At 53.5% G+C, this 16342-nt stretch carries 15 protein-coding genes; 5 read left to right on the top strand and 10 right to left on the bottom strand.

Translation table 11 applies throughout. The features are described from left to right. The first annotated feature begins 2 nt into the window (after positions 1–2). Both gspE and hofC read left to right on the top strand, forming a co-directional pair. Positions 3–1391: a type II secretion system protein GspE gene (gspE, locus tag DK872_RS17390; protein WP_161518592.1), complete on the top strand. Its 1389-nt coding sequence runs from the start codon at positions 3–5 to the stop codon at positions 1389–1391. Next, positions 1381–2583: a protein transport protein HofC gene (gene hofC, locus DK872_RS17385; protein ID WP_161518590.1), complete on the top strand. Its 1203-nt coding sequence runs from the start codon at positions 1381–1383 to the stop codon at positions 2581–2583. Before gspE ends, hofC begins: the two co-directional genes overlap by 11 nt. Before the next feature lie 36 nt (positions 2584–2619). Here the strand turns inward: hofC and DK872_RS17380 are convergent, their stop codons facing one another. Then, the gene (locus tag DK872_RS17380) at positions 2620–3663 is read right to left on the bottom strand and encodes a GMP reductase (RefSeq protein ID WP_007373162.1); all 1044 of its coding nucleotides are present in this window, start codon (positions 3661–3663) and stop codon (positions 2620–2622) included. Positions 3664–3986: 323 nt separating this feature from the next. Here DK872_RS17380 and coaE point away from each other — a divergent pair, with 323 nt between their 5' ends. Genes coaE through yacG form a run of 3 tightly spaced genes read left to right on the top strand, consistent with a single transcriptional unit; the run spans position 3987 to position 5554 of the window. After that, positions 3987–4607: a dephospho-CoA kinase gene (gene coaE / locus DK872_RS17375; RefSeq protein WP_071920213.1), complete on the top strand. Its 621-nt coding sequence runs from the start codon at positions 3987–3989 to the stop codon at positions 4605–4607. Continuing rightward, a complete protein-coding gene (gene zapD / locus DK872_RS17370) occupies positions 4607–5350 on the top strand; it encodes a cell division protein ZapD (protein WP_007373160.1) in 744 nt (247 codons plus the stop codon). Before coaE ends, zapD begins: the two co-directional genes overlap by 1 nt. A 9-nt stretch (positions 5351–5359) precedes the next feature. Next, complete coding sequence (gene yacG, locus DK872_RS17365; RefSeq protein WP_035886527.1) at positions 5360–5554, top strand: DNA gyrase inhibitor YacG; 195 nt, start codon at positions 5360–5362, stop codon at positions 5552–5554. Positions 5555–5577: 23 nt separating this feature from the next. Here the strand turns inward: yacG and mutT are convergent, their stop codons facing one another. The 9 genes from mutT to murC form a co-directional block, all read right to left on the bottom strand. Further along, the gene (gene mutT, locus DK872_RS17360) at positions 5578–5967 is read right to left on the bottom strand and encodes an 8-oxo-dGTP diphosphatase MutT (protein ID WP_007373158.1); all 390 of its coding nucleotides are present in this window, start codon (positions 5965–5967) and stop codon (positions 5578–5580) included. Between the two features lie 59 nt (positions 5968–6026). Then, the gene (gene secA / locus DK872_RS17355) at positions 6027–8732 is read right to left on the bottom strand and encodes a preprotein translocase subunit SecA (protein ID WP_007373157.1); all 2706 of its coding nucleotides are present in this window, start codon (positions 8730–8732) and stop codon (positions 6027–6029) included. Positions 8733–8791: 59 nt separating this feature from the next. Continuing rightward, positions 8792–9298, bottom strand: coding sequence for a secA translation cis-regulator SecM (secM, locus tag DK872_RS17350; protein WP_071921822.1), 507 nt, complete (start codon positions 9296–9298; stop codon positions 8792–8794). 279 nt (positions 9299–9577) lie between these two features. Beyond that, positions 9578–10495, bottom strand: a complete 918-nt coding sequence (lpxC, locus tag DK872_RS17345) for a UDP-3-O-acyl-N-acetylglucosamine deacetylase (RefSeq protein WP_007373154.1) — start codon at positions 10493–10495, stop codon at positions 9578–9580. 100 nt (positions 10496–10595) lie between these two features. Next, complete coding sequence (ftsZ, locus tag DK872_RS17340) at positions 10596–11744, bottom strand: cell division protein FtsZ (protein ID WP_007373153.1); 1149 nt, start codon at positions 11742–11744, stop codon at positions 10596–10598. 63 nt (positions 11745–11807) lie between these two features. After that, positions 11808–13064, bottom strand: coding sequence for a cell division protein FtsA (gene ftsA, locus DK872_RS17335; protein WP_007373152.1), 1257 nt, complete (start codon positions 13062–13064; stop codon positions 11808–11810). Beyond that, positions 13061–13909: a cell division protein FtsQ gene (gene ftsQ / locus DK872_RS17330; RefSeq protein ID WP_007373151.1), complete on the bottom strand. Its 849-nt coding sequence runs from the start codon at positions 13907–13909 to the stop codon at positions 13061–13063. Before ftsQ ends, ftsA begins: the two co-directional genes overlap by 4 nt. 1 nt (position 13910) lies before the next feature. Continuing rightward, positions 13911–14831, bottom strand: coding sequence for a D-alanine--D-alanine ligase (locus tag DK872_RS17325; protein WP_035886528.1), 921 nt, complete (start codon positions 14829–14831; stop codon positions 13911–13913). After that, the gene (gene murC, locus DK872_RS17320) at positions 14824–16299 is read right to left on the bottom strand and encodes a UDP-N-acetylmuramate--L-alanine ligase (protein ID WP_007373149.1); all 1476 of its coding nucleotides are present in this window, start codon (positions 16297–16299) and stop codon (positions 14824–14826) included. The genes DK872_RS17325 and murC overlap by 8 nt, the downstream gene beginning before the upstream one ends. Positions 16300–16342: the final 43 nt, after the last annotated feature.

The raw sequence follows: 16342 nt of genomic DNA, 5'->3' as shown, positions 1-16342 counted from the left end.
CAATGCAACCCGATAAACTCATTGCGCTATGCCAGCGCCATAATGCGGTGGTGCTCAAAAGCGAAAACGATCTCTTAACGATTGCGGTGGTTGAAACACCCAGTACCGAATTAATGGAATCACTCACTTTTGCCGCCCAGAAGCGGGTCGATATTCGCTGCTGGACACCAGAGCAAATGGATAAACATTTACAGATGACAGCGCAAACCGTGGTGCCGGTGGTACAGGAAGAGAGCAGTACCGCCGCGATGGAGATCGTGGAACATACGCTTCAACAAGCGCTGATGCTACGCGCTTCAGATATCCATTTTGAGCCTGGTGAAACGCACTATGCCATTCGCCTGCGCGTCGATGGCGTATTGCATCCGCTTTCACCTCTGCCTGGCACGCTCGCCAGCACATTGACCGCAAGGCTAAAAGTACTCGGTAATCTCGACATCGCCGAGCACCGTTTACCACAAGATGGTCAGTTCAATCAGGAACTTTGCGGTCAATCGATCTCATTTCGCATCGCCACTCTGCCCTGTCGTCACGGAGAGAAAGTGGTCCTGCGCCTGCTGCATCAGGTCAACCAACCGCTGGAACTGGAAGCGCTGGGAATGACCTCTCAACAACGGGAGCTGTTTGCCGCCGCCCTTGCGCAGCCGCAAGGGTTGCTGCTGGTTACCGGCCCAACAGGCAGCGGTAAAACCGTCACGCTTTACAGCGCATTGCAGGCGCGAAATAAACCGGAAGTTAACATTGCCAGTGTGGAAGATCCTGTCGAGATCCCGCTCGCCGGGCTAACGCAGACACAAATCAATCCGCGCAGCGGGCTGACTTTTCAAAGCGTATTGCGCGCCCTGTTACGCCAGGATCCGGACATCATCATGATTGGCGAAATTCGCGATGGCGAAACCGCCGAAATCGCGATAAAAGCCTCCCAGACCGGGCATCTGGTACTGTCGACGCTGCACACCAATTCCACCAGCGAAACGCTGGTACGCATTCAACAAATGGGCGTTGCACGCTGGATGATCTCCTCAGCACTGTCGCTGGTGGTAGCGCAACGCCTGGTGCGTAAACTCTGCCCGCACTGTCGAAAACTTGCCGTGGAGAATATCCATCTTCCCGGTACGTTGTGGCCACGTCCGTTACCGCGCTGGCGGGCCGAAGGCTGTGAACAGTGCTATCACGGTTTTTACGGACGACTGGCACTGTTTGAAGTCCTCGCCATCACACCGGAAATACGTCAGGCCATCGCTGGCAATATGGGCGCGGAAGAGATTGGGCTACTGGCGCGGCAGAGTGGCATGACCACGCTATTTGAGCATGGCTGCCAGGCCGTGGAACAAGGGTTGACCACCTTTGACGAACCGGTACGCATTCTGGGTTTTCCGGATGGCGAGTAAACATCTTTGGCTGTGGTCCGGTCTTGATGACAGCGGTGCCCTGCAAAGCGGTACGCACTGGAACGAAAATCGCGACGGCGTGGTGTTACTGTTGCATCAGCGACAAATACATCTGCTGACGTTGAAGCGCTGTCCGGTACGTCGCACGCTCTGGCAAGCGGAGCATGGATGCTCTGTTTTGCAGCAACTTGCTACTCTTCTGCAGGCCGGGCTGACATTGCCGGAAGGGTTACAACTGCTGGCGGAGCAACACCCCGCCAGACAGTGGCAGGCGCTGTTGCGCCAGCTTGCACAAACGCTGGAGCAGGGAGAAACATTTTCGGCTGCGCTACGCCAGTGGCCTGATGTGTTTCCTCCGCTCTGGCTGGCGATGATTCGCACCGGCGAGTTAACCGGCAAACTGGATGAGTGCTGCTTCAAGCTCGTCAGCCAGCAGCAAGCGCAAAGGGAGCTGGCGTTGAAAGTGAAAAAAGCGCTTCGCTATCCGCTGATCATCCTCTCCCTGACGGCAGCAGTGGTGCTGGCAATGATATATCTGGTATTACCCGAGTTCTCTGCCATCTACCAGACATTTAACACACCGCTTCCGGCGCTCACGCGGGGGGTCATTGCCACCGCTGACGTTATGCAACGCTGCGCCCTGCCGTTGATAGTATTTATAGCGTTGATACTGGGCGTCATGAGATCGCTACGTCATCACCCCGGTTGGCTTCGTTACCGACAGCGGCTGCTGCTGGCCACTCCGGTGATGGGCCAATTGATACGCGGGCAGCGGCTCAGCCAGATATTTACCGTCCTGTCACTGACGCAGCGTGCGGGTATCGCCTTCTTGCAGGGCCTCGAAAGTGTCAAAGAGACGCTTACCTGCCCCTACTGGCGCGATATCCTGCAACGTGCGCATCAGGAGATAACTCAGGGTATGTCGATATCCGCCGCCCTGAAAGAAAGCGGTGAATTCCCGACACTTTGTATTCAGTTGATTCGCACGGGCGAGGTTTCGGGCGCGCTGGATACGATGCTGTACAACCTGGCGCAGCATCACAGCGAACAAACTCAGCGTCAGGCGGATGGTCTGGCAGCCGTGCTTGAGCCGTTGTTGCTGGGGGCAACAGGATTGATTATCGGGGTGCTGGTTGTGGCAATGTACCTGCCCATCTTCCATCTGGGGGATGCGATGAGCGGCGCAGGGTGAGCACAGGCGCGGCATAACGCTGCGCCTGTTTAGCGATCACAAGCTGTTAAAAACGCGGTTTTCCTGTTCCTGAACGCGAATGAAGGTCGTGCGTTTGGTCAGCTCTTTCAGACGAGATGCGCCAACGTAGGTGCAGGCTGAGCGCAGACCGCCCAAAATGTCGCGCGCAGTATTTTCTACCGGGCCACGCAGAGTCAGCTTGACGGTTTTACCTTCTGCAGCACGGTAACCGGCAACGCCGCCAACGTGGCGATTCATTGCAGATTCAGAGCTCATACCATAGAACAGCATGAATTTTTCACCGTTCTCTTCAACCACGGTGCCGCCGCTCTCTTCATGGCCTGCCAGCATACCGCCCAGCATCACGAAATCTGCGCCGCCGCCAAATGCTTTCGCTACGTCGCCCGGAACGGTGCAACCGCCATCGCTGACAATCTGGCCACCCAGACCATGCGCAGCATCAGCACATTCGATAACCGCAGAAAGCTGCGGATAGCCAACGCCGGTTTTCACGCGCGTGGTACAGACAGAACCCGGTCCAATACCCACTTTAACGATATCGGCGCCGGAGAGGATCAGCTCTTCACACATTTCACCCGTCACAACGTTACCGGCACAGATGGTTTTATTCGGCCAGGCTTCACGCGCTTTCGCAACAAACTGTACAAAATGCTCGGAATAGCCATTCGCCACATCAATGCAGACAAAATTCAGCGCGGGATGCAGCGCAAGGATCTGTTTTGTTTTATCAAAATCGGCGTCAGATGTTCCAGTAGAAACCATTACATGGCGCAACACATCCGCAGATTCGCGCTCAATGAAACCTTTCCAGTCTTCAACGGAATAGTGTTTATGCACGGCAGTGAGAATGTCGAATGAGGCCAGCGCTTTTGCCATCATAAAAGTGCCAACCGTGTCCATATTCGCGGCAATAATGGGTACGCCGGACCAGTTAATTCCTGAATGCTTGAAGGTAAACTCGCGCTCCAGCTCAACATCGGAACGGCTTTTAAGGGTAGAACGTTTAGGGCGGATAAGAACGTCTTTGAAACCTAACTTCAGATCTTCTTCGATACGCATGTGCGGATTCCTGGGGTTAATGGCGAAAATACAAACTCACAACTCCAGTGACGCTATCATACGCGCTAATAAGGGCAGTGCAAGACTGCGAATTTCTCTTTTTTTACGCTACAATCCTATAAATTTACCTGGTGAATCGGCAAGTTTAGGTTAATCGATTTCATTGTCGCTTGATTAACTCACAACACGTTGATTATATTATGAAATATATTCAATCTTTTACGTTTTTCTTCCCTTTTGCATGTGATAAAAAAGCGCCATGAATAGAGCGAAAAAGAACGTGGATTGTGATTTCAGGCAGACCCATTTTGGGATGAGGTATTATGGGGTATACGGTCGCGTTAACCGGCGGCATCGGCAGTGGGAAAAGCACTGTAGCTGATGCTTTCGCACAGCTTGGGGTTAACGTTGTCGATGCGGATATTATTGCGCGTCAGGTCGTGGAACCGGGTTCGCAAGCATTAAGCGCTATTACAGCACGTTTTGGGGCAGAAATGATCCTCTCCGACGGCTCGCTAAACCGTCGGGCATTACGTGAACGTATTTTTGCTTCTCCGGCTGATAAAGAGTGGCTCAATAGGCTGCTCCATCCGTTAATTCATCAGCAGACCCAGCGTGAGATTGCGCAGGCAACGTCGCCTTATGTACTGTGGGTTGTTCCCCTGCTGGTGGAAAACCAGCTATATCATAAAGCCGATCGGGTTTTGGTGGTGGATGTCCCGGTTGAGACTCAAATTGCACGCACCACGCAGCGTGATGGTGTTAGCCGCGAACATGCAGAACATATTCTTGCTGCTCAGGCCACACGCGAAGCGCGACTTGCCGTCGCTGATGATGTTATTGACAATAATGGCGCACCAGGTGCGATAGCATCGGATGTTGCCCGCCTGCACTCAGCGTATCTGGAATATGCTTCGCAGGCCGTATCACAGGAAAAACCGTAATGCACACCCACATCCTTTTTGAACACCCGCTTAACGAGAAGATGCGCACCTGGCTGCGTGTCGAATTTCTGCTTCAGCAACTCATCGTCCGTTTACCGCTGAGCGACCATGCTGATGCGCTGCATTTTTTCCGTAACGTTGGTGATTTACTGGATGTGTTCGAACGCGGCGATACGCGTACGGAATTACTGAAAGAGCTGGAACGTCAGCAGCGAAAATTGCGTGCCTGGAGCGAAGTGGAGGGAGTGGATCTCAACCGTATCGAATCCCTGCGCCAGCAACTGAAAGAGAGCGGCAATATCCTGATGGCTGCGCCACGCATTGGCCAGCTTTTACGTGAAGACCGATTAATTGCGCTGGTGCGCCAGCGTCTGAGTATCCCCGGTGGGTGTTGCAGCTTTGATCTGCCCACGCTGCACATGTGGCTGCATTTGCCGCAGGAGCAACGTGATGCGCAGGTCGCGGTCTGGCTGGAAAGCCTCGATCCGCTCAAAGCAACGCTTAAATTGATCCTCGATCTGATCCGCAATGCCGCGCCGTTCCGCCATCAGACCAGCCTGAATGGTTTCTACCAGGATAATGCCGAGGATGCCGATTTACTGCGTCTGAAACTGACGCTGCGAGACCGGCTGTACCCACAAATTTCCGGGCATAAGAGCCGTTTTGCTATCCGCTTTTTACCCCTCGACAGCGAAAACGGTATCGTGCCGGAACGGCTGGATTTTGAACTGGCCTGTTGTTAAGGAGCCAATATGACTGAAACAACCATTGTTAACTGCCCCACCTGCGGGAAATCTGTTGTCTGGGGCGAAATCAGCCCGTTTCGCCCCTTCTGTTGCAAACGCTGCCAGCTCATCGATCTGGGAGAATGGGCAGCGGAAGAAAAACGCATTCCCAGCGCTGGCGACCTGTCAGACAGCGATGAATGGAGCGAAGAGCAACAGTAATGTTTTTGCCGCTGGCGCACCGCTTAACGCTGCGCCAGCCGGGTAATAATGGGTTCATTGGCCGGCGGGAAATCTTCCGCTTTCAGCATCTGTTGTGCTATCCATTCTCCCGGCTGCCCCTCTTTCCCCCATGGCTCCCCTTCCCAGCTCTCAACCAGCCAGAACCACAGCGTGATATGGCGATCGGGAAACTGATACTCCAGCTTGTCAAACAGTGTTGCACTCAGCGGTGTAATACCGACTTCTTCCTGTAATTCACGGCTCATCGCCTGTTCCGGCGTTTCGCCCTCTTCTATTTTACCGCCCGGAAACTCCAGTTTATTCGCCATGTGTGCATCCGCAGCACGGCGCGTAATAAAGATTTCTCCTTGCGGGTTGCGAATGATCCCAACTGCGATGTTGAGTATTTTCATTAGGCAGGCTCCATAAAAAAGGCGCAGATATCTGCGCCTTTTACATTTTTATCAAAAGGTTATGCTAAACGGCCGTGGCACTGTTTGTATTTTTTACCCGAACCGCAAGGGCATGGATCGTTACGACCCACTTTACGCTCGCCCGTCTGCGCAGCAAGTTCTGCGGCCGCTGCGGATTCATCATCCTGATGGCTCAGCTGTTGCATTTGCGCCAGACGCTCAGCCTCCTGGCGACGCTGCTGCTCCATCGCTTCCACCTCTTCCGGCATACGTACCTGCACCTTGCTCAGCGTGCTGATCACTTCATATTTCAGCGACTCCAGCATCGCTGCAAACATGGCGAAGGATTCGCGTTTGTACTCCTGCTTCGGATCTTTTTGCGCGTAGCCACGCAGATGGATACCCTGGCGCAGGTAATCCATGGCCGCCAGATGCTCTTTCCACAGGGAATCCAGCGTCTGCAACATCACGCCTTTTTCAAAGTGACGCATCATTTCCGCCCCTACCACGTCTTCTTTGCGCTGGTAAGTTTCAATGGCGTTCTGCAGGATGCGCTCGCGCAGCGTCTCTTCATGCAGATCCGGCTCTTTATCCAGCCATTCCGCAATCGGCAGATCGAGATCGAAATCGTTTTTCAGGCGTTCCTGCAGACCCGGGATGTCCCACATCTCTTCCAGAGACTGCGGCGGAATATGCGCGTCGATAGTAGCCTTGAAAACGTCCTCGCGAATGCTGTTGATGGTTTCGCTCACATCAGACACATCCAGCAGTTCGTTACGCTGGGTATAAATAGCACGGCGCTGATCGTTGGCAACATCATCATATTCCAGCAGCTGCTTACGAATATCGAAGTTGCGGCTTTCCACTTTGCGCTGCGCGTTGGCAATCGCCTTCGTAACCCACGGGTGCTCAATCGCTTCGCCCGGTTTCATTCCCAGCTTACGCATCATGCCGGAAACGCGATCGGAGGCGAAAATACGCATCAGCGCATCTTCCATGGAGAGGTAGAAACGGGAAGAACCGGCATCGCCCTGACGACCGGAACGACCACGCAACTGGTTATCGATACGACGAGATTCGTGACGCTCAGTACCGATAATGTGCAGGCCGCCTGAGGCCAGTACGGCATCATGGCGTACCTGCCAGTCCGCTTTCACTTTTGCGATTTGCTCTTCGGTCGGATTTTCAATCTCAGCCAGTTCTGCCTGCCAGCTACCGCCCAGCATGATATCCGTACCACGGCCCGCCATGTTGGTGGCAATGGTTACCGTGCCAGGATAACCCGCCTGAGCAACGATATCCGCCTCTTTGGCGTGGAATTTGGCGTTCAGCACGTTGTGCTTGATACCTGCTTTGGTCAGTTCCTGAGAGACAACCTCTGATTTTTCAATGGAGATAGTCCCCACCAGTACCGGCTGCCCCTTGGCAGTACGCTCTTTAATATCTTCGATAATGGCCTGGATTTTTTCCGCTTCGGTCATGTAGACCAGATCCGCCATATCTTTACGGATCATTGGGCGGTTTGTCGGCACAACAACCGTATCCAGTTTGTAAATGGAGCTGAATTCAAATGCTTCGGTATCTGCCGTACCGGTCATACCGGCCAGTTTTTCATACAAACGGAAATAGTTCTGGAAGGTAATGGAAGCCAGCGTCTGGTTTTCATTCTGGATTTCCACGCCTTCTTTGGCTTCAACAGCCTGATGCAGACCGTCAGACCAGCGACGCCCCTGCATGGTACGACCGGTGTGTTCATCAACGATGATCACTTCGCCATCTTTAACAATGTAATCCACATCGCGGGTGAACAGTGCATGAGCACGCAACGCTGCGGTGACGTGGTGCATCAGCATAATATTGGCCGGGGAGTAGAGTGACTCGCCCTCATCCATGATGCCTTCTTTTACCAGCAGCTCTTCAATCAGCACCAGGCCGCGTTCGGTCAACGTTACCTGACGCGCTTTCTCATCCACCGAGAAGTGGCCTTCGCCCTGGAAAGTGTCAGAATCCTCTTTCTCCTGGCGAACCAGGTAAGGAATGATTTTGTTCACTTTTTTGTAGAGCTCAGAACTGTCTTCCGCAGGCCCAGAGATGATCAGCGGGGTACGCGCTTCATCGATGAGGATGGAGTCAACCTCATCCACCAGCGCATAGTGCAGTTTACGCTGTACGCGCTCTTCAGGGCTGAACGCCATGTTATCGCGCAGGTAGTCAAAGCCGTATTCGTTGTTGGTGCCGTAGGTAATATCGGCAGCGTAAGCTTCACGCTTGGCAACAGCAGGCATACCAGGCAGGTTAATACCGACTGTCAGGCCGAGGAACTCAAACAATGGACGGTTGTTTTCGGCATCGCGCTGCGCCAGATAGTCGTTCACCGTCACAACGTGAACACCTTTACCGCTCAGGGCATTCAGGTAAGCCGGCAGCGTCGCAGTCAGGGTTTTACCTTCACCAGTACGCATCTCCGCGATGCAGCGATCGTTCAGTACCATACCGCCCAACAACTGTACGTCAAAGTGGCGCATGCCAAACACGCGCTTGCTCGCTTCGCGAACCACTGCAAAAGCTTCAGGCAGCAGATTATCTACCGCCTCACCTTTTTCCAGACGGGCGCGAAACTCCGCGGTTTTACCTTTCAGCTCTTCATCACTGAGCTGCTCCATGGCCGGTTCCATGGCATTGATCTGGGCGACAACTTTACGCATGCGACGCAATGTACGATCGTTGCGGCTACCGAATACTTTCGTTAATAATTTGATTAGCATAATAAAAATCTCAAACGCTCCGCTCAGCGGAACTAAAAAATGGATAAAAGGCTCTTTTTTTAGCTGAAGCGTTGAGGGCCTGCGCGAATACCCTGCACCTGGCTCACCCAGGTGGGCACGCTAAACGCGGCTTGCGGCGTAGAAGGGATATAAACAGCCAGGCGGACAATCGTCGGCGGCTTGCTTTCCAGCATCAGCAGTGCGCTGAGCGAATCCAACAATGCCAGATGATGCGCCTGAATGGGCGATGGCTCTTCCGTTGCTACAGGTAGCGCCTGAGGCGCCATAGCGAACGAAAGATGACGAATCACGGTACGAATGGCGTGTTGATGCCAGTAATCGACAGTGAAGTTCGGGCGTCGTTTCGCTTCCAGCAAGGAGAAACTGGTGAAATTGCCGTTATTGACGCCATCGTGATTGCGAGTCGTTTCACGCGCAGGCTGATGTGACTCAGCGCTACTGGCAAATGCAGGCAAGCCAAAACTCGCCGCAACCATCCCTAATAAGAGATGCGGCCAGAAGTAGCGTCTACCAAATTGTCGCCAGCACGTCAGTATTCCGTTCACCTGCTCCACCCAAAAATCACGCTTGTCCGATTTTGCTTCTGTCGGTGCCATTTTGCGCCCAAATCTTACCACTAAAGCCGCCAGCACCGCAGTAGTATTCAGGCTTCAGAAGGGCGAAATTGACCAGGAAAGCAGCAAACACACCGCTCAAAGCGAAAAAAGAGAAAGTTCTACATCAAAGCGGGAGAAAGGCCTGGTGGGAAAAAAGAAATAAAAAACGACTGGTTTCCCTGACCGGAGAGAGTGCCAGGTTAACCAGTCGATTTTGTGGTTATGGCGTTATGCCAGAACCGTTGACGGTGCTTTAAATGCCAGCGGCAATTCGGCGTCGTCTTCGAAGGTCACATATTCCCAGGCTTCCTGTTTTGCCAGAACAGCCTGCAACAGTTTGTTATTTAATGCGTGACCGGATTTATATGCGGTAAACGCACCAATGATATTGTGACCACACATGAACAAGTCGCCAATTGCATCCAGCATTTTATGGCGAACAAATTCATCTTCGAAACGCAGTCCGTCTTCGTTCAGTACGCGATAATCGTCAACTACGATGGCACAATCGAAGCTACCACCCAGGCACAGTCCGCGAGACTGGAGGTATTCGATATCACGCATGAAACCGAAGGTACGCGCACGACTAATCTGGCGCATAAACGCGTCGGCAGAGAAGTTCATCGCATAGCGTTGAGTGCTTGCATCAATCGCCGGGTGGTTAAAATCGATGGTAAAGTCGAGCGTGAAACCATTGTGTGGTTTGAACTCAGCCCATTTATCACCGTCTTCAACGCGCACCGTATCTTTGATACGAACGAATTTTTTGGCGCTGTTAAGCTCTTCGATCCCTGCATCCAGCAGCAGATAAACGAAAGGTGCAGCACTGCCATCCATAATGGGAATTTCCGGCGCATCGACTTCAACAATAATGTTGTCGATACCCAGCCCCGCCAGAGCAGCATTTAAGTGCTCAACGGTGGAAATCCGCACGTCATGCTCGTTGACCAGACAAGTACAGAGCATAGTATCACGCACAGATTTAGCATCAGCCGGAAAATCTACCGGTGGATTCAAGTCAGTGCGACGATAGATGACCCCGGTATTTGCCGGCGCAGGGCGCAACGTCAGTGTGACTTTCTTGCCGGTATGTAAACCGACGCCAGTCGCCTGAACGATACGTTTAAGAGTCCTTTGTTTGATCATCGTATAATCTCGCCTTATTACCAATCCATCCGAAGTGTATAACACAATCGGTGGGGCAGTTTAGCACAAAGAGCGAAGAAGCCCAACTTCCAGTAAATTCTTAGTCCGCTTGCTTACGCAGGAACGCCGGAATATCCAGATAATCAGGTTCTTTAGTGGTTTGCGGCGTATTGTCGTTAACCACTTTCGCCGGTTTCTGCTCCTGTTGCATCGGTTGCATGCCGTGCTGCTGATAGCGATCCATCACTGGCTGCTGTGCCTGCTTGTTGGTCACCAGCGTAATTTCCGGACGTTTGTCCATGCCGATACCTGTCGCAACGACGGTCACACGCAGCTCATCGTTCATATCCGGATCAAGGGACGTACCGATAACCACAGTCGCGTTATCAGATGCGAAAGCTCGGATAGTGTTACCCACCGTTTCGAACTCATCCAGACGCAGGTCGAAGCCAGCAGTAATGTTAACCAGCACACCGCGAGCGCCAGAGAGATCAATATCTTCCAGCAGCGGGCTGGAAATCGCCATTTCTGCCGCTTCTTCCGCACGATCTTCACCGCTGGCCACACCGGAGCCCATCATCGCGTAGCCCATTTCGGACATTACAGTGCGCACGTCAGCGAAGTCAACGTTCATCAGACCCGGACGAGTAATCAGCTCAGCAATACCCTGCACAGCGCCTTTCAGTACATCGTTCGCTGCACCGAATGCATCGAGCAGAGAAATACCACGCCCAAGCACTTTCAGTAACTTGTCGTTCGGGATAGTAATCAGCGAGTCCACATGTTTGGACAGCTCAGTGATACCCTGCTCAGCAAACGCCATGCGCTTCTTGCCTTCGAAATTGAAAGGCTTGGTCACCACAGCAACCGTCAGGATACCTAAATCTTTAGCGACTTCGGCCACGACAGGAGCTGCACCCGTACCGGTACCGCCACCCATGCCTGCCGCGATAAAGACCATGTCAGCGCCTTCGAGCGCAGCGCGCAGGGCTTCACGATCTTCTTCAGCCGCATTGCGACCAACTTCAGGGTTTGCTCCAGCGCCCAGACCTTTGGTGATGCCACCGCCAATCTGAATGGTTTGCCCCACCGCCGTTTTACGCAACGCTTGCGCGTCGGTATTTACGGCGAAGAATTCAACACCCTCAATGCGCTCGCGCACCATATGCTCTACGGCGTTGCCACCGCCGCCACCGACGCCGATGACTTTAATCACCGCGTCGTTGGTTAATTCCATCGGTTCAAACATAATTTCTCTCCGTTTTGTGCCTGTCGCCTGAGACCGCTAATTTTCTGCGCTCTCTGAAAAAAATTAAAACTCTTTTCGCAGCCAGCTGTTGATTCGTTTGAACCATGACCCTACTGACGCGCGTTTTTCCACTTCTGCTTCACCACTGAGATGCGTCTCTTTTCCGTAGTGCAGCAACCCTACAGCCGTTGAGTAATACGGCTCCTGGGCATAATCGGTCAAGCCAGTAATGTTGAGCGGCGCACCAATACGCACTTGCGTATGGAAAACGCGCTGCGCGCAGGCCGCCAGGCCTTCCATCTGCGCAGCACCGCCGGTCAACACAATCCCCGCCGCCAGGTGATGCTTTACACCCTGCTGGCGAAGCTGTTCCTGCAACTGCAAAATCTCATCGTTAACCAGATTGAGCAACTCGGTATAGCGAGGCTCAATCACGTCTGCCAGCGTCTGACGCTGCAGGCTGCGCGGCGGACGACCGCCCACGCTGGGCACTTCAACGCTCTCATCTTTGCCGACTAACGATCCCAACGCGCAACCGTGGCGAACTTTGATCGCCTCTGCATCACTGGGCGGCGTACCGAAAGCGTAAGCAATATCGCTGGTGACCACATTCCCTGCATAAGGGATCACTTTGGTGTGGCGCAGCGCGCCGCCAGTGTAGACCGCCATGTCCATTGTACCACCACCGATGTCAACAACGCAGACGCCCAGTTCTCGTTCGTCTTCCGTCAACACCGAATAGCTGGAAGCCAGTCCGGCGAAAATAAGTTGGTCAACTTTTAACCCACATCGTTCAACGGCTTTAACGATGTTTTTTGCCATATCGTTATGGCAAGTAATCAAATGTACTTTTGCCTGCATACGCACACCAGACAACCCAACCGGGTTTTTAATCCCTTCCTGGTAGTCAATGGCGTACTCCTGCGGAATCACATGCAGAACACGGTGTTCATCGCGTACACGCACCGATTTGGCGGTATGCACAACGTTCTCCACATCCTCCTGCGTCACTTCCTCTTCCGAAATCGGCACCATCCCAATTTCGTTCTGGCAGCTAATGTGCTTCCCCGAAAGCGCCAGGTAGACAGAAGAGATCTGGCAATCCGCCATCAATTCAGCCTGATCGATAGCGCGCTGTACGCATTTCACTACCGATTCCAGATCGTTCACTCCGCCTTTATCCATACCACGAGACGGGCAACTGCCCACGCCAATGATATTCACAATACCGTCGGGCAGAACTTCCCCTACTAAAGCGGCTACCTTCGCGGTGCCAATCTCCAGTCCAACCACCAGTTTTCTGTCCGTCGCCTTGATCATTGTTGCTCTGCCTGTGCCTGATTCTGTTGTGCCTGATTTTGCTGCTGATTCGGTTCCTGAACAGGGGCTGCTTTCCAGCCTACAGCCGCGCCTGAGTCATAGCGTAAATCCACGTAACTGATCGTTTTACCGTCCGTTTGCGCCTGTTGCAGCAGAACCGGGTAGAGTTCCACGAAGCGCGCCAGGCGTTTCATTGTATCGCCACGACCCAGGTTGAGCCTGATGTCGTTAGTCAGCGTGACCTGCCATGAACGTCGCGCCGTCATCGCCGCTTCTTTTAACGTGAATTTATCCTTCGCCAACAATTGCCCCATATCGCGGTAGCCTTGCAAGACTTCGCTTTCACTGCCTTCAGGGCCATACAACATGGGCAAAACCTGCTTACTGGTTCGTTCGGACGGCACGCTGAACGCATTACCGTCGGCATCGACCATATGCTGATCATTCCACCGCGCAATCGGCACGTATTCAACCAGATGAATCTTCAATTCGTCTGGCCACTGCTTTCTGACGCTTGCCTGTTTTATCCAGGGCAGACGCTCTATCTGACTCTGAATAATATTGACGTCCTGGGTCATAAAGGTGCCGGGTGCCCCCAGCGCCAAAATAGACTGACGAATATCATCATTACGGGTGTAATGACGATCGCCCGTCACCACCAGCTTCGACAACGGCAAGCGTTGTGCATCATCCATCCAACCCAAAACCACCCAGCCGCTAGCAAACACGGTGCACAGCACCGCCAGCAGGAACAAAATCCCTGCAAGACGCGTTCCATTGTTGCGGCGGGAGGCAGTTACGGCCTCCGCTTCGCGGTTTCGCGTGTTCAGCGCAGCCTGTGACATATCACTCCGCCAGATCCAGAATGCGAACAACAAGTTGTGAGAAGCTCAAACCCGCCTGGCGCGCAGCCATCGGCACCAGGCTGTGGCTCGTCATCCCTGGCGATGTATTCGCTTCCAACAAATAAAACTGACCGTCGCTATCCAGCATGGCATCAATTCGTCCCCAGCCACGGCAACCTAAAAGACGCCATGCTTTCAATACCAGGGACTGTAATGCCGCCTCTCGCTCCACTTCCAGACCTGAAGGGCAGAAATATTTTGTCTCATCAGAGAGATACTTCGCCTCATAATCATAGAAGATTCCCGCTGGCTGGATACGTATAGACGGTAAAATTTCGTTCCCAAGCAGCGCTACGGTAAATTCCGGGCCACTTAGCCATTTTTCGATCAGAACTTCATCATCATGTTGAAACGCAAGCGCTAACGCCGCATGCAGATCTTCACTTTTCTCTACCTTCGACATCCCAACGCTGGAGCCTTCACGACTGGGCTTGACAATAACAGGTAACCCCAGTTCATCAATGCGTTGAATATCGTCAAAACTTAGGCCTGATTCAAACTCACTGCGTTCGAGCGCGACCCATGGTGCAACCGGTAATCCGGCGCCCTGCCACAACAATTTGCTGCGCAGTTTATCCATGGAGATCGCGGATGCCATAACGCCGCTGCCGGTATAAGGCATATCGATCAATTCAAGCAGCCCCTGCAAGGTGCCGTCTTCGCCGCCGCGACCATGCAAAGCAATAAATGCTTTGCTAAAACCCATCTCTTTCAGGCGGGTGACATCCACATCACGCGGATCCACGCCGTGCGCATCCACTCCGCCTTCCCGCAAACCCACCAGCACCGCTGCACCGGAATTAAGCGAAACTTCACGCTCGGCGGAGGTTCCGCCCAGCAGAACCGCTACTTTCTCAGCCACGGCGCTCCTCCTCAGTGCTCTGCGATTTCAGTTTGCTCTCAGCCAGGCTGCGGGCAATCTTGCCGATATTCCCAGCTCCCTGAATCAGGATCAGGTCATTACCGGTCAGTACCGGCGCCAGCATCGCCGCAACCTGTGCCGGATCGGACACGAGGATCGGATCAATTTTGCCGCGTCCGCGAATAGTACGGCACAGCGAACGGCTGTCAGCGCCCGGGATAGCTGCTTCGCCAGCCGGATAAACCTCCAGCATCAGCAGAGAATCGACCTGCGTCAGTACATTGGCGAAATCGTCGTACAAGTCGCGAGTACGGGTAAAACGGTGCGGCTGAAACAGCATGACCAGGTTTTTATCCGGCCAGCCCGCACGCGCTGCTTTAATCGTGGCATCCACTTCTGTCGGGTGATGACCATAGTCATCCACCAGCATGGCGGTACCGCTTTTGCCATTCACCGCTTCCAGCGGGAATTCACCAAGGAAATCAAAACGGCGCCCGGTGCCCTGGAAACTTTCCAGCGCGCGAAGGATCGCTTCATCTTCGATCCCCTCTTCTGTCGCTACTGCTACCGCCGCCGCCGCGTTCAACGCATTGTGGCGGCCTGGCGCATTCAGCGTGACACGCAGTTCCGGTTTATCCTGGCGCACCAAAGTGAAGTGCCCCTGCGGCCCGACCTGGCGATAATTTTCTACACGAACATCAGCATCATCGCTAAATCCGTACGTCGTCGTCTGACGCCCCACGCGCGGCAGCAATTCCCGGATAACCGGATCGTCCACACACATTACCGCACGGCCGTAGAACGGCAGGTTGTGCAGGAAGTTGATAAACGTCGTTTTTAAATTCTCGAAGTCGCCATGGTAGGTATCCATGTGATCGGCTTCGATATTGGTGACAATGGCCACCATCGGTTGCAGATGCAGGAATGAGGCGTCGCTCTCATCAGCTTCTGCAATCAGGTAACGGCTGTGCCCCAGGCGCGCATGCACCCCGGCGGCTTTCACCAGCCCACCGTTAACAAAAGTCGGGTCCAGCCCGGCTTCTGCGTAAATACTGGCCACCATCGCAGTCGTGGTAGTTTTGCCATGCGTACCGGCAATCGCGATGCCATGACGGAAACGCATCAGTTCAGCCAGCATCTCCGCACGGCGGATAACTGGAATACGCGCTTCATGCGCCGCAACAATTTCAGGGTTATCGGCAGATATGGCGCTGGAGACCACAACAACACTGGCATCGCTCACATTTTCCGGGCGATGATGGAAATAAATAGTGGCGCCGAGCGACGCCAACTGCTGCGTCACTGGGTTTGGCGCCAGGTCGGAACCGCTAATCTGGTAGCCTTCATTGGCCAGCACTTCGGCAATACCGCCCATGCCAGCACCGCCAATGCCGACAAAGTGAATGTGCCGGACACGTCGCATCTCGGGCACAATTGAACGCAGTTTCGCCAGTTCTTGTGTATTCATTCTCTAAACGCCATCGACTACTTAAATTTGCGCGACGCTAACG

This window comes from Kosakonia sp. MH5 (assembly GCF_009935945.1).
Taxonomy (GTDB): Bacteria; Pseudomonadota; Gammaproteobacteria; order Enterobacterales; family Enterobacteriaceae; genus Kosakonia; species Kosakonia radicincitans.
This window is presented reverse-complemented; position numbering and strand designations above follow the sequence as displayed.

Coding starts and splice junctions, on each gene's coding strand:
- gspE (WP_161518592.1), top strand. CDS start 3: ATGCAACCCGATAAACTCATTGCGCTATGCCAGCGCCATAATGCGGTG.
- hofC (WP_161518590.1), top strand. CDS start 1,381: ATGGCGAGTAAACATCTTTGGCTGTGGTCCGGTCTTGATGACAGCGGT.
- DK872_RS17380 (WP_007373162.1), bottom strand. CDS start 3,663: ATGCGTATCGAAGAAGATCTGAAGTTAGGTTTCAAAGACGTTCTTATC.
- coaE (WP_071920213.1), top strand. CDS start 3,987: ATGGGGTATACGGTCGCGTTAACCGGCGGCATCGGCAGTGGGAAAAGC.
- zapD (WP_007373160.1), top strand. CDS start 4,607: ATGCACACCCACATCCTTTTTGAACACCCGCTTAACGAGAAGATGCGC.
- yacG (WP_035886527.1), top strand. CDS start 5,360: ATGACTGAAACAACCATTGTTAACTGCCCCACCTGCGGGAAATCTGTT.
- mutT (WP_007373158.1), bottom strand. CDS start 5,967: ATGAAAATACTCAACATCGCAGTTGGGATCATTCGCAACCCGCAAGGA.
- secA (WP_007373157.1), bottom strand. CDS start 8,732: ATGCTAATCAAATTATTAACGAAAGTATTCGGTAGCCGCAACGATCGT.
- lpxC (WP_007373154.1), bottom strand. CDS start 10,495: ATGATCAAACAAAGGACTCTTAAACGTATCGTTCAGGCGACTGGCGTC.
- ftsZ (WP_007373153.1), bottom strand. CDS start 11,744: ATGTTTGAACCGATGGAATTAACCAACGACGCGGTGATTAAAGTCATC.
- ftsA (WP_007373152.1), bottom strand. CDS start 13,064: ATGATCAAGGCGACGGACAGAAAACTGGTGGTTGGACTGGAGATTGGC.
- ftsQ (WP_007373151.1), bottom strand. CDS start 13,909: ATGTCACAGGCTGCGCTGAACACGCGAAACCGCGAAGCGGAGGCCGTA.
- murC (WP_007373149.1), bottom strand. CDS start 16,299: ATGAATACACAAGAACTGGCGAAACTGCGTTCAATTGTGCCCGAGATG.